This is a genomic window from Cnuella takakiae, from assembly GCF_001953305.1.
In the GTDB taxonomy this organism is placed as follows: Bacteria; Bacteroidota; Bacteroidia; order Chitinophagales; family Chitinophagaceae; genus Flavisolibacter; species Flavisolibacter takakiae.
Window position 1 is genome coordinate 3,724,718 of the sequence record NZ_MTFE01000010.1, and the last position, 13,079, is coordinate 3,737,796.

A 13,079-nucleotide genomic window follows, 5' to 3' on the forward strand; every position below is an offset into this window, starting at 1 on the left:
ATGATTTCTGCGTCCCCCGCTACTCTGCGTCCCCTGCGTGAAACATTTCTCGCGGAGGACGCAGAGTAGCAGAGAACGCGGAAGGATTACTCAACCTCCTCCGCATCTACAGTCAATAAACCATGGCTGTGCGAATGGTCGCTGCAGGTATGCATCAACTGGTAGCTGGGCAAAGCGGGGGTAACCGCAGCACCACCACGCTTCTCGCCTACCATTTTGCGTACCAGGCGCTGGCGCTCGGCGGCAAGGGATTTGCGCATTTGCTCGTCCTTACCACGATCGTAGAAAACGGTACCGTCAACAATGGTATACAGCGACTGCGCATAGATGCTCAGGGGATGGTTGCTCCACAGCACCACATCGGCATCCTTGCCCGTTTTGATAGAACCAACCTGCTTGTCGATATGCAGCATTTTGGCAGGGTTGAGGGTCACCATTTTAAGGGCATCCTCTTCGCTCATACCACCATACTTCACGCTCTTGGCAGCTTCCTGGTTGAGGCGGCGGGCCATCTCGGCATCATCGGAGTTAATGGCTACATTAAGCCCTACACGCTGCATGATGGTGGCATTGTAGGGAATGGCATCAATAACTTCCATTTTATAATTCCACCAATCGGAAAAGGTAGAAGCTGCAGCACCATGCTGCTTCATCTTGTCGGCAACCTTGTAGCCTTCCAGGATATGCGTCAGGGTGTTGAACTTAAAGCCCAATTTATCCGCCACCTTCAAAGCTGCGTTGATCTCACTCTGCACATAAGAGTGACAGGTAATGAAACGCTTGCTGTTGAGGATCTCCACAAGGGCATCGAGTTCCAAGTCGCGGCGGGGCGCCACTGCACCTTTTTTGCTTTTGTTAGCTTCGTATTCCTTCCATGCTTTTTCATAATCCTTGGCACGGGTGAAGGCATCGGTGAGCACCTGCTCCACCCCCATACGGGTGTCCGGGAAGCGATTGTTCTGGGTAGAGGAGGTACGCTTTACATTCTCACCCAAAGCAAACTTGATGAAGCCATCAGCACCTTTAAACTTCAGTCCTTCGTCGTTGGCACCCCAACGCAATTTGATCAGCTGGGTCTGGCCACCAATGGTATTGGCTGAGCCATGCAGGATATGGGAGGTAGTAACACCACCGCTCAACTGGCGATAGATGTTGATGTCATCGGGGTTGAGGTTGTCCGCAATCCGCACTTCAGAGGTAACACTCTGGCCACCTTCATTGATGGAGGCAGCCGCAATATGCGAGTGCTCGTCAATCACACCAGGGGTCAGGTGCTTGCCGGTACCATCAATAATACGGGCACCTGCAGCAGTGAGGTTTTTACCCACTGCGGCAATCTTGCCATCACGGAGCAGCACGTCGGTATTTTGTAAAACACCATCAGCTTCGTTGGTCCAAACGGTTGCATTGCGCACCAGGATGGTTTCGGCCTTTGGCTGAGCACCTTCTTCATAGCCAAAAGGTTCAAAGGGATAAGTCACTTTACCCAGTGCACCGGGTGCCTTTCTGCGGGCACTATCAGCTTTTGCAGTTGCGGGGTTGGCAGCGGTGGCAGTCCAGGTAAAACGATTACCCAGGCTGTCTTCGCCATAACCGGTCCAGCCCTGGCCACCTACAGTGCCTGATAAGCGGTACAAATTTTCCGTACTGCGCTCAGGTGCTACGTTGATGCGCACCGAACGGCCATCATAATAAAACTTGGAGGTTACGGTATCCTTACCACCCACCAGTGCTGCGGAAGTTCCGCTCTTCACGTTAAGGGTATAGTTTACCGGGCCATTAGCAGTATTGAACACCACCTGGTAAGAACCGGCGGGATCAGCCCAGTTTTCATCTTTTACCACGTATTTTTTACCCTGGATCCAGTTCTGGTAAATAACCGTTTTATCGTTAAATACGGGACCGGAACTGATAAAGAAATTGGCCCATTTGCCGGCGTCAAGGCTACCCACTTCGTTGTACACACCAAGAACAGTTGCGGGTGTTTTGGTAAGGGCATTCAGGGCAGCAGTTTCCGACAATCCATAAGCCATGGCTTTTTTCAGGTTGCTCATGAACTCACGGGCATCTTTCAGGTCGGCAGTGGTAAGACAGAAAGGAATGCCGGCCCTTTCAAAAGCTGCGGGGTTGGTGGGTGCCAGTTCCCAATGTTTCATGTCCGACACCGATACCATGCGTGCATCGGCAGGATCTTCCACATCCTGCGCCTGGGGGAAGGAGAGCGGGAGGATAAACGTAGCATTGGTCGCTTTCATTTCTCCAATGCGTTGGTATTCGTTGCCACCGCCTTTAATGATGTACTGAACGCCGGCTTCATCACCGATGCGGTCGGCACGCAGCACATTCCACTTGTCGTTGGCTTCAAATACCTGGGGCAGACCCTGGTTTTCATTCCAGGCCTGGAGCGTCAGATTCTTTCCTTCGGTAACAGGGTTTTGCTTGTACCAACGTGCATCCAGGTAAGTCTGGCGCAACAGGGCAATCATACCCATCATGCTGGAAGGATAGCTTTGGGTAGAAGAACCTTTACTGAAAGAGTAATGGGCAGAAGCCTTCTCTTTTAGCAACGCAAAATTTTCTTTGTCGCCACCCAGGGTAACCAGGGCTCCGGTACCACGCGAAATGCCATCCTTTACATGGGTGAGCACCGCACCAAAACCAGCTTCCCGCAGGGATTTGGCCTTGGTTTCATCGGCGGTGAAAACTGCGAACGCGTTTTGCTCTGCCTTCAGTGCCTGGTTCCAGCCGTAAGCACCCTTGGTAGCGGTGTTCAACTGGGCTGGTGCGCCAAAGTTGAAACCTGGAGCACGCTGCACGGCAGGCGTACCATAGTCGCTGTAGGCATCTACAAAAGAAGGATAAATGAATTTTCCCTGGCAGTTTACTTCCACGGCTCCAGATGGCACGGGCAGGTTGGCACCAACCGAAACAATGCGGCCATCGCGGATAACGAGGGTTGCGTTGTTGAGCGTAGTACCTGCATCTTTTACCAGGGTAGCGTGGGTGAAGGCATAATAACCTGTTCGGGGATCGGCAACACCATTAAGGGGGAAGGTGTTCTGGGCCTGGACATGATGCAGCCAAAGCAGGCCGCCCAGCCCAAAGAGCCAGTGTCGGAGTTTTCTCATGTAATAAGAATTTGGGTTTCTTTGCACCTGCGGTGCATTCCTTGAAAGCTCTAAAAATAACTAAAACAAATGTCAATAGCACACTTTATAGATCATACTATACTTAAGCCGGAAACCACAATTGCCGAGATTGAAAAGCTTTGTGCCGAGGCAGTGACATATGGCTTCGCATCAGTATGCGTGCCGCCTTACTTCATTGAACTGGCAAAAGAAAAGGTAGCCGGCAGCAGCGTAAAAGTGGCTACAGTTATTGGTTTCCCTTTTGGCTACAGCCACTACACGGCAAAAGTGGCCGAAGTAAACGATGCGCTGGCAAAAGGCGCCGACGAGCTGGATATGGTGATCAATATTGCTGCCCTGTTGCGCGACGACCTGAACACCCTGGAAGCTGAGATCAAAGCAGTAACTGGAGCTATTGGTGGAAGCGGTGCTACCCTAAAGCTGATCCTTGAATCCGGCATTCTCACTATTGAACAGATTGTTACCTGCTGCCAGTTGTACCGCCAGTACCCGGTTCAATTTCTGAAAACCTCAACCGGGTATGCAGCGAAAGGGGCGTCGGTGACAGCCGTACAAACCATGCGTGCCAATCTGCCCGAGCACATCCAGATCAAGGCCAGCGGAGGCATCCGCGATTATGCGTTTGCAAAAGAGCTGATTGACGCCGGCGCCACGCGTTTGGGCTGCAGTGCAAGCGTTGCCATTGTGAACGGCGAACCAGCCGGGACAGGGAACTACTGAGTGATGAGGAAAGAGCAATGAATAGTAAATGGTGAATGGTGATTAGTGATTTGTGTAAGATCAAATAATAACCTGCCTCAAAACTGTTTCAATGATCTTTAAACTTTCAATTACCCATAACAAATCACCCTTTGCTCATCATTCATTACTCATCAGTTCTGGAACTATTTTTGATAAATAAAGGCAACAAGCCAATGAAATCTATTTTACTTCTACTGACACTGGCATTGAGCCTACCCGGGTTATCCCAAATAGATACCACCCGCCGGATGGAACAATCTGTGGTGGTGCACAAAGACCCGCGGATCGACCTGCTGGTATCGAAGCAGGCGAGCATCAATACCTCTTCAAAAAAGATGTATGGCCGCACCATGCGGGGTTACCGCCTGATGGTGATGAACACCAATAAACGCGACGAAGCCATTGCTGCAAAAACAAAGGTTTATACCGCCTTTCCTGAATTGAAGGCCTACCTGGTGTACCAGGCGCCTTTCTTCAGGCTGAAAGCCGGTAACTTTAAAACGAGGGATGAAGCGGTCCGGTACCAAAGGATGATGAATACCTATTTTCCAAAAGGGGTTTTCATCGTCAACGATGTTATTGAAGTCAAACCGGAAGAAAGTCCGGAAGAATAAAGGAAAGCCTGCACAATGTGCGGGCTTTTTGTTTCACGCAAAGGCGCAGAGGAGCAAAGACGCAAAGGTGTTATCACGCAACGACGCACTGGGTTTATAATTAAGGGTTGCTTTTTCTTGCAGCTTGAAGCTTACAGCTTATAGCTCCTTTTTGCGTCTTTGCTCCTCTGCGCCTTTGCGTGAAACAGTTTGCGCCTTTGCGAGCAATCCCCCTTGCACTTTGCGTGCAATTATCCCCCAACTTTGCCGCAGACAAAATAGTACATGGAACTATCCACCATAAAAGCATTAGCCAAACAATACGCACCCGAGTTCATTGCGGTGCGCCACCACCTCCACATGCATCCCGAACTCTCCTACCAGGAGTTTGAAACATCAAAGTTTGTTCAGGGTAAGCTGGCTGAATACGGTATTCCTTTCGAGGTAAAAGCTACTACCGGCGTAGTAGGCATGATTGAAGGGCGCAATCCGCAAAGCCGGGTAGTTGCACTTCGTGCCGATATGGACGCATTGCCCATAACAGAAGAAAACGAGGTGCCTTATAAAAGCACCCGACCCGGAATCATGCATGCCTGCGGCCATGATGTGCACACCACTTGTTTGCTGGGCGCCGCCCGTATCCTTTCGGAAACCAAGGATCAATGGGACGGCACCGTTAAACTGATTTTCCAGCCCGGCGAAGAGAAAAACCCCGGAGGCGCTTCCCTCCTGATCAAGGAAGGTGTACTGGAGCATCCCAGGCCTTCGGCTATTTATGCCCTCCATGTAAACCCACAGCTTGAAGTAGGACAGCTTTCATTCCGTGGTGGCATTGCCATGGCATCGGCAGATGAAATTTATATTACGGTAAAAGGCAAAGGCGGACACGCAGCGGCACCCCACTGGACTACCGATACCATCCTGGTGGCATCACACCTTGTTGTTGCCCTGCAACAGGTTATCAGCCGCAACAATAACCCCTTCTCCCCTTCTGTACTGTCCATTACAGCCTTCCAGGGTGGGCATACAACCAATGTTATTCCCACGGAAGTAAAGCTGATGGGCACTTTCAGGGCCATGGATGAACAGTGGCGTTTCCGGGCACACGAAATCATCCGCAAGATCACCAACGAACTGGTGGCCAGTATGGGTTGCGAAGCCGACATTCATATCGACGTGGGCTACCCCTGTGTGTACAACAACGAACAACTGTATCCCAAGGCACGAGCCTTGGGCGAACAGTTTATGGGTGCCGCATTTGTACAGGAAACGGAAATGCGTATGGGTGCCGAAGACTTTGGATATTACTCGCAGGAAATCCCGGGCTGCTTTTTCCGCCTGGGGACGGCTAACAAAGCAAAAGGCATCACGGCTGGCGTGCATACGCCGGTTTTCAACATCGATGAAAGTGCCATAGAAACCGGCATCGGGATGATGGCGACCTTTGGTGCATTGGGAAACTTATAAGGGTTTCAAACCTTGTTTGGTAAATAAAAAGGCCGGCTGCACAAACAGCCGGCCTTAATCATTTTAATCTTTTACAATCATCCAGATCACTGGTCACCCTTTTTCCTTGCGGTACCGCACGTCCAGGAAGCCGATGATGGTAAACACAAAGAAGTACCCCAATGCATTCCACTCGTGTGGCTGCAACCAATAGGTGGTACTTTTATTAACCCACTCCAGTGTAAGATTGGGATGCGCAAAAGGCAGTTCATAGATATACTCCCAATCAAAAGCATTGGCAACGGTAGCCCCTATCAACATGGCCAAACCAATACCCACAGGAGCAATAAAGTTTTTAAACCGCAACGACAACCAATACTGGATTGCAGCAATGCCCATTGTTGAAATATAAATCTTTACATTAAGTGCCAGCAGCTTACCTACTTCAAACCCTTTGTCCAGAAAGTTGAACTGCTTGTGCACCAGTGCAGCCGTTACCCCGGTGAGCAACATAAACAGGTTGTACGCCACAAAAAAGAACAGCAGCATGGTATGTATGGTAAGCAACTTGGAAAAGTATATCTGACCATAGCTCTGTGGCGATGCGTATACCTGTTTCCAGGTGTTGTTGCGATATTCTATTTGTGGTACCAGGGCACAAAGCAACACTACAAACATGGGCAACAGGAAGCCAGCCATTGCCTTCCAACCCATAAAGAAGTGCATATTCCACGGTGCGGCCTGCATGCTGCGGGCTGCGCCATCTGGTTTCAACAGGTAAGCCAGTAGGAAAATAGCAGGTATAAATGCGGCACCCAATAAACTTAGCCAGAAGGATGAGGTGCGTTTTGTTTTCAGCAGTTCTGCACGGTAAGATGTAGCAAGGCTCATTTGGACTGTGAGGTTAGGTCAAGGAATAATTGTTCCAGGTCGGAAGTGCGGGCGTTTAACTGGTATACATCAATGCCCTGGTTCACCAGCAGCCTGTTGATGGCGGCAGTGTCTTCCTGCGAAGTAAAAGGCACCAGCAGGTGCCCGTTTTGCCGCTCGGGAGCAAAGCCTTTCAACACGCCCAGGGCTGCTTCATTATTACTGGTTTGGAGTTGCACAAAAGCCTGTTTTTGTTTCAACGCCTGCAACTGGGGCAGGGTTCCCTGAAACAACAGGCGGCCACCATGGATAATGCCCATATGGGTAGCCATCTTTTCTACTTCCGCTAAGATGTGGCTGGATACAATTATCGTTACACCGGCTTCCCGGTTGAGCCTTTGCACCAGTTCGCGGGTTTCAATGATGCCATTAGGATCCAGCCCGTTTGTGGGCTCGTCCAGTATCAACAGTTTGGGCTGGTGCAACAAAGCCAGTGCAATGGACAAGCGTTGTTTCATACCCAGCGAAAACTGTTTGGCTTTTTTACTGCCGGTAGCAGCAAGACCAACAAGGTGCAGCACTTCGGTGACCCGAATTTTGTCAACGCCATAAACACCCCGGTACACTTCAAGGTTTTCTTTTGCAGTAAGATGTGCGTAAAGGGAAGGCTGCTCGATCAGCGAACCTACCTGGCGGAGCACGGCAACCCGTTGTTCCTTAAGATCACGGCCCAATATGGAAACGCTGCCTTGTTGTGTAGCCAGCAGGCCCAGGATAAGCCGCAGTGTTGTGGTTTTGCCGGCACCATTCGGACCAAGGAAACCATAAATACTGCCTTCGGGCACTTCCAGGTTTACATCCTGCAGTACCGGTTGGCCTCCCGAGAAACGATGCGTGAGTTGTTGTGTTTGTACAATTAGTTGGCTCATCTGTGCTTACCTGTTTAGGTAAGTGAAAGATAGATAGCCCAGCCTTGAGCAGCTGTAAAAAATGATGAATGGTAACACCTGACAGGAACATAAAACCTGTCAGGTATTACCATTTAAATCAACGTACAATTATAATTTGCCTGCTGACAACAAAAGCACTTTCCCGCACCACAAGTATATAAGTTGCAGGTGGAAGTGTTTCTACAGGCACCAGTAGTTGGCGGTTTGCAACCTGGTTGAAACGCATTTGCCTGCGCAATGCACCCGACCTATCCAAAACCTGCACGGTTACAGGGTGCACGGGGCTCCAGTTTAGCGTTACGCGAGCAGTGCCCATAACAGGATTGGGTGCAATATTCATGGACCTGGATGCAGAGGTGTCTGCCTGGATGTGCATGGTGGCAACAGGTAAATTCGTCACTGAATCAAGTGCCAGGTGATCTACATTAGGACCACTGGCGCCACTGGCAATAAGCCTGATATTGTTGGTGCCCGCCACCAAACTGACAGGTATGTCACTATAACCCCAGTTGTTGAAACTTCCCGTTGTGGGAAAATCAAGTGCAGCGGTAAGAACCGAATCATTCAAGGTAAGCTGCATGGGCCTGTTGGCCTTGCTGCCATTGGCATACCGGAACTTAAGCACCACGGATCTTGCCTCCGGTACATCAATCGTCCATTCAATAAAATCTTCCGTAGGATGTTGGTAATCCACATACCCGCTACTGGTATAACCGGGATGGAGTGTGTCAAGAATAGCTCCGGATCGTACGGCACTTTCGGCTTCCAGTATATCATTGCTCACTTTTACTGAAATGCAGTAAGAAGCACTGGTAAAACCTTCCCCTGTTACATCCAGGCTGGCCTGGTATTCACCCGGTTCCAGATTGGCAGCATCAATGGTATAGCCAATATCAACGCCATTTACAACAGCTACCCCATTTGCACCTTTAGTTGGCTTTAGCCAGGTAGCAGTGGAACTGACCGTATATGCAGTACTGCTGTCAGCAGTAAACAAAAGCGTTTGTCCTTGCGCCACACTACCCTTGAGTAAATTATAGGAACCACAGCCTGCCGGTAGCAAAAACCGGTAGTTGGGATTACGTGCAATGCTTTGGGTAAAAATGGCCTTTCGGGGCCTGCGGCTGGATCCTTCTCCCCCATGCGAAAACAATAAAGCACTGCCTATCACTTTAGCCGCTGGTCCTTCGTAGGCGCTGGGTAATTGCAGGGTACTATCGTTGTACCAACCACCAGCACCATTGTTGGCTGAAGGGTCGAAAACCGTGGCAAGTTTTGTATTGATGCTTCCTTCCACTTGCCCTCCCAGCACATAAATTTTTCCATCCACGGCAAAACTGCTGCCCTCCACATGCGAGCGGGCCTGGGGCATATCGGGCAACCGTTGCCAGCTGTCGGTAGCGGGATCGTACACATGGCTCCAGCGTTTGTCCTGCCCACCCCGGCAGTCATGCCCTGTTTGCCCGCCAATAGCATAAATTTTACCGTTCAAGATAACCGTCCCGAAATGGTTACGCTTTAAAGGCATCGGTGCCTTTTCATTTTTCCATGGTGCTGGCGCACCTGGATTGGCAAGCCAGGCATCCACATCAAGTGTTAAGTGGTAGGTGCTCTGGTCGGCATCACAGGCAGTTGCTACAAACCCGCCAAAAACATGCAGGGTGCGCCCTAAAAACACCGCACCCCCGGCTCCCCACAACAGTGGATTTCCAGTTGCCGGATCAAGGATGGAAGGACCCTGGCTCCAGCTATCCGTGCTGATATCATAGATCCAGATTTCATTTGTCAGCGGGCCTGGGTGGTTGCCCCGCCGGCCACCTATATGCCACACCCGGCTGTCTAGTCGCGCCACACCTTGGTGGGTGACGGCTTTGCCATCGGGTATACTTTGCAAAAGCTTCCATTCGTCCAGTACCGGGTCGTACACTTCCGAATTGGTAGCAGGCTCCAGCTCCGGGGTACCGAAACCCATGAAGACATAATACTTGCCTTCGTAAACCACTGAACTTGCTTCGGAACGTGTTTGCAGTGCGTTGGCACTTCGTTTCCACTGGGCAGTTGTGCTTTGCGTAACAGATACAAAGAAAAAGGCCATTAGGACCTGTAAGGGGTAGCGATTGTATTTCATGTGCATATTTGTCTGGTTTGCTCCAGGTGGATGCACTGTTGGTGGTTGAATCGCTTTCGAGGGGGAGGGATTATATATTGAACTGAAAGTAAGTGAAATCTACCATTTAAAAGTTTTACCGGGACCTATTGCCCCGGTAAAACTTTTCTTTAAATACTATTCTCCTGCTTCTTTGTGGTGTTACGATCGGCACCGCCATTGCTGTCATCGCGTTCATGGCGTTTGCTGCCACCCGTTTGGTTATTGCTTTTGGCAGGTGCGCCTTTTTGCTTTTCCTGTCCCCTTACTTTTTGTTCCTGGCTGCTGCGGTTTTCTTTTTCACGGTTCATAGAAATGGTTTATGTTTTTGGGGTAAAAAACAATGCCAAAGCCACTGCCTTTACATTTACCCCATTTCTTTCCTGGAACTGTGGTGGTGCTTTTGTTTGAGCAGGAATAAACTGAGGGAAATGAGTAATATGGACCCGGGGAAAAGCAACAGTTCGGGACCTGGATGCTGCCGGTTTTTATACAACTCCACAAAAAAAGCAATCAGCATGGTGGTCAGGATTGTTTTCCACAAAACCAGCTTTAATTCGGTAAAATCATCAAACCGCAGCCATGCGGTATGCTCCTGCATCCCGGCAATGCTTTTACCCAAAAACAACTGCACCAGGCCAATAGCCAGCACCAGGAACACCAAGGCTATCAGAAACACATCTACCGATTCCAGTAATGCCAGCATTGCCTCCTGCCGGTGGGCGGGATTAAAAAGCAAAAGGAAAGAATGGAACATGATGTAAAGCCCCATGCCAATGAATACAATGGAAGCCAACACAATGCCCACCACCACAATACTGATCAATAGTTGTAAAAAATGCGTGTACAATTTCATGAACTTGTTTATTGAAGAATGGACCAATCAGCATGAGGGTACCATAAGCAAACAGGCCCCAATTGAGGGCCTTTAATTTTGCACTATACAATTCCTGCTCACCAACATTCTTAAGCTAGTTTTCAGGGCAACTGTTCCCTGGAGGTTTGTGCCCATTACTTATCAGGTTTTAACCAGTCGGTGGTGCAGAATTTTTGTTGGCGGGCTTCCGCTTCTACGTTACATCAAGCTGCTAATTGAGACCAGCAACTACCTGTACTGCTGCACGGTCCACCTGCACCAACTGATTGCCTTTGCGGCTGCCTACAGCAAAAGCAGCAGCCTCTTGCAAGCCCTTGTCGGGAGGATCAATGTTTTTGAAATTACCTACCACCTTTTTGCGTGCTGAATCTGCGGAGTAAATGGTTTTGCCTTCTTTGATGGTTTCAAGTACCTGCAACTTGAACAGTTGGGGTGCCGGTATCTTCAGTGGGTTCTTATCCAGGATCACCAAATCGGCAAGCTTGCCTGCTTTCAGGGTTCCCTTTTTGTTTTCTTCAAAATGCTGGTAGGCCGCATTTTTGGTAATTGCGCAAATTGCTTGGTAAGGGCTGATCTTTTCATCTGCGCCAATTACCGCACCGGTGCGGCTGGTACGGTTCACCGCCGTTGCCATGATCATGATGCTGCTGGGCAAGCCCACAGGTGCATCGTGGTGCTCCGTGTACAGCATGCCTTTTTTGATGGCCGTTGCTGCAGGTGAAATGCGGTAAGCCCGTTCTTTCCCCAGGGTCTCATCGCGGTGCCAGTCGCCCCAGTAATAAGTATGCATACTGAAAAACGAAGGAATAATGCCCAGGGCTTTCATTTGGTCCAGTTGATCGTACCTGGCTGTTTGTGCATGGATCATTACCGGGCGGTAGTCGGCAGCACCATTCTTCCGGATGGCCTTACTTACGCCATTGATCATCATTTCGGCTGCCGCGTCCCCATTGCAATGCACCAGCAAAGGCCATTTGTTGGCAAAGCTCAGATCGATCAGGGAATCGAGCTGTTGTTGCTTCAAGGTAGGATAACCCCGGTAACTGTGGGGCATGCCCGGAGGGGGCACCTTGTATGGCTGGGTGAGGTAAGCGGTTTTACCCTGAGGTGAGCCATCCTGAACAATTTTGACCCCGGCAATCCGCACATGTCCACTATAGGCGGTATCTATGCCATGGTCCAGCATGAATGCCCTTGCGGCAATCAGCACGGGATATATGGCAATATCAGCTTTTACTTTTCCCTGCTGGGCCAGTTTAAGCCAGGTTTTATAAATATTTGGCGAGGCGGCACCTTCCTGAATGGTGGTGAATCCAAATCGGGTGTAGGCATCAATACCGGATAGTGCAAGGTAATCGTTGGTGGCAGCATCGAGCTTTCCAACCAGTTCAAACATGATGGACATGGCAGCCGTTTCTTCCAAAACCCCATTGGGAGTTTTACCGTCCTTTTCCCTGCGAATAATGCCGCCTTCCGGGTCTGGTGTTTCGGCGGTGTAGTTTGCCAGTTCCAGTACCTTGTGGTTTACCGCTGCCAGGTGCCCCGATTGGTGCAGGAGCAACACAGGTACGGTTGTAGACACCTGGTCGAGTTCAGTTGCCGTGGGATGCCGTTTTTTTTTCAGTTGCGATTCGTCGTAGCCAAAGCCAACGATCCACGCCGGCGCTTTACCATTGATGGTATTGTCGGTATTCCATTTTTTAAGCACCCGAACAAGCACGGGAATGTCTGTTCCCTCACCATCGGGCGGGGGTAGCAGGTTGGCTGCCGCCTTCTGGAAACCCGCCCCGAAAGCATGACCATGCGCATCGATAAAGCCTGGCAAGAGGGTATGACCTTGCAGGTCAACCATCCGGTGGCCACTGCCCGCCATTTTCATGGCCTTCTCTTTCGAGCCCAGGTACAGGATCTTGCCATCTTTTATTGCGATGGCCTCAGCGTATTGTGGGGTATCGCCTTCCATGGTGAGGATATCGCCATTGTAATAAACGGCTGCCTGCACTGCCGCATTTGTTGTAAAACTTTTCACTTTCGTTTCATTGTTGTTACAGGCAAACAGCAGGCAGGCAGTTGCGCATAAAAGCAGGTATTTCATATGCTTGGTTGATGTGTGGAAAAGGAAAGCCTCCTAACGGCTCTTGCAAACAGCCAGGAACTGGGCGCCCATTGAACTTTGCTATTGCTAAACACCAAGGCTGTATACCTAAATCAAAGTTTTACTTTCCACGAGATGCAACAGGAAATAGCAATTGCAAAACCAAATCATGGGAATCGGTGTAAAGAAAGGGTTGGAACGAGTTGCAAGAA

10 protein-coding genes are annotated in these 13,079 nt (G+C 50.0%); 3 read left to right on the plus strand and 7 right to left on the minus strand.

Annotated features, from left to right (window positions below; all coding sequences use genetic code 11):
- Positions 1-86 precede the first annotated feature (86 nt).
- Entirely contained in the window at positions 87-3,128 is a 3,042-nt protein-coding gene (locus tag BUE76_RS16125) for an amidohydrolase family protein (RefSeq protein ID WP_073042725.1), read from the minus strand.
- 69 nt (positions 3,129-3,197) lie between these two features.
- Between BUE76_RS16125 and deoC the strand changes: the two genes are divergently transcribed.
- The 3 genes from deoC to BUE76_RS16140 all read left to right on the plus strand — a co-directional run bounded on the left by deoC (position 3,198) and on the right by BUE76_RS16140 (position 5,950).
- Positions 3,198-3,869, plus strand: coding sequence for a deoxyribose-phosphate aldolase (gene deoC / locus BUE76_RS16130; protein ID WP_073042727.1), 672 nt, complete (start codon positions 3,198-3,200; stop codon positions 3,867-3,869).
- Between the two features lie 194 nt (positions 3,870-4,063).
- Positions 4,064-4,504 carry a hypothetical protein gene (locus BUE76_RS16135; protein WP_073042729.1) on the plus strand — a complete coding sequence of 147 codons (441 nt, stop codon included), beginning with the start codon at positions 4,064-4,066 and terminating at the stop codon, positions 4,502-4,504.
- A gap of 264 nt (positions 4,505-4,768) precedes the next feature.
- Positions 4,769-5,950, plus strand: coding sequence for a M20 metallopeptidase family protein (locus BUE76_RS16140; protein WP_073042731.1), 1,182 nt, complete (start codon positions 4,769-4,771; stop codon positions 5,948-5,950).
- Between the two features lie 93 nt (positions 5,951-6,043).
- Here the strand turns inward: BUE76_RS16140 and BUE76_RS16145 are convergent, their stop codons facing one another.
- The 6 genes from BUE76_RS16145 to BUE76_RS16170 all read right to left on the minus strand — a co-directional run bounded on the left by BUE76_RS16145 (position 6,044) and on the right by BUE76_RS16170 (position 12,867).
- Complete coding sequence (locus tag BUE76_RS16145; protein ID WP_073042732.1) at positions 6,044-6,820, minus strand: ABC transporter permease; 777 nt, start codon at positions 6,818-6,820, stop codon at positions 6,044-6,046.
- Positions 6,817-7,728, minus strand: coding sequence for an ABC transporter ATP-binding protein (locus BUE76_RS16150; RefSeq protein WP_073042734.1), 912 nt, complete (start codon positions 7,726-7,728; stop codon positions 6,817-6,819). Before BUE76_RS16150 ends, BUE76_RS16145 begins: the two co-directional genes overlap by 4 nt.
- A 118-nt stretch (positions 7,729-7,846) precedes the next feature.
- Entirely contained in the window at positions 7,847-9,877 is a 2,031-nt protein-coding gene (locus BUE76_RS16155) for a kelch repeat-containing protein (RefSeq protein ID WP_073043123.1), read from the minus strand.
- 149 nt (positions 9,878-10,026) lie between these two features.
- Positions 10,027-10,206 carry a hypothetical protein gene (locus BUE76_RS16160; protein WP_073042736.1) on the minus strand — a complete coding sequence of 60 codons (180 nt, stop codon included), beginning with the start codon at positions 10,204-10,206 and terminating at the stop codon, positions 10,027-10,029.
- A 56-nt stretch (positions 10,207-10,262) separates the two neighbouring features.
- A complete protein-coding gene (locus BUE76_RS16165; protein WP_073042738.1) occupies positions 10,263-10,751 on the minus strand; it encodes a YqhA family protein in 489 nt (162 codons plus the stop codon).
- Between the two features lie 232 nt (positions 10,752-10,983).
- Complete coding sequence (locus BUE76_RS16170) at positions 10,984-12,867, minus strand: amidohydrolase (protein ID WP_073042741.1); 1,884 nt, start codon at positions 12,865-12,867, stop codon at positions 10,984-10,986.
- Positions 12,868-13,079: the final 212 nt, after the last annotated feature.

Coding starts and splice junctions, on each gene's coding strand:
- BUE76_RS16125 (WP_073042725.1), bottom strand. CDS start 3,128: ATGAGAAAACTCCGACACTGGCTCTTTGGGCTGGGCGGCCTGCTTTGG.
- deoC (WP_073042727.1), top strand. CDS start 3,198: ATGTCAATAGCACACTTTATAGATCATACTATACTTAAGCCGGAAACC.
- BUE76_RS16135 (WP_073042729.1), top strand. CDS start 4,064: ATGAAATCTATTTTACTTCTACTGACACTGGCATTGAGCCTACCCGGG.
- BUE76_RS16140 (WP_073042731.1), top strand. CDS start 4,769: ATGGAACTATCCACCATAAAAGCATTAGCCAAACAATACGCACCCGAG.
- BUE76_RS16145 (WP_073042732.1), bottom strand. CDS start 6,820: ATGAGCCTTGCTACATCTTACCGTGCAGAACTGCTGAAAACAAAACGC.
- BUE76_RS16150 (WP_073042734.1), bottom strand. CDS start 7,728: ATGAGCCAACTAATTGTACAAACACAACAACTCACGCATCGTTTCTCG.
- BUE76_RS16155 (WP_073043123.1), bottom strand. CDS start 9,877: ATGAAATACAATCGCTACCCCTTACAGGTCCTAATGGCCTTTTTCTTT.
- BUE76_RS16160 (WP_073042736.1), bottom strand. CDS start 10,206: ATGAACCGTGAAAAAGAAAACCGCAGCAGCCAGGAACAAAAAGTAAGG.
- BUE76_RS16165 (WP_073042738.1), bottom strand. CDS start 10,751: ATGAAATTGTACACGCATTTTTTACAACTATTGATCAGTATTGTGGTG.
- BUE76_RS16170 (WP_073042741.1), bottom strand. CDS start 12,867: ATGAAATACCTGCTTTTATGCGCAACTGCCTGCCTGCTGTTTGCCTGT.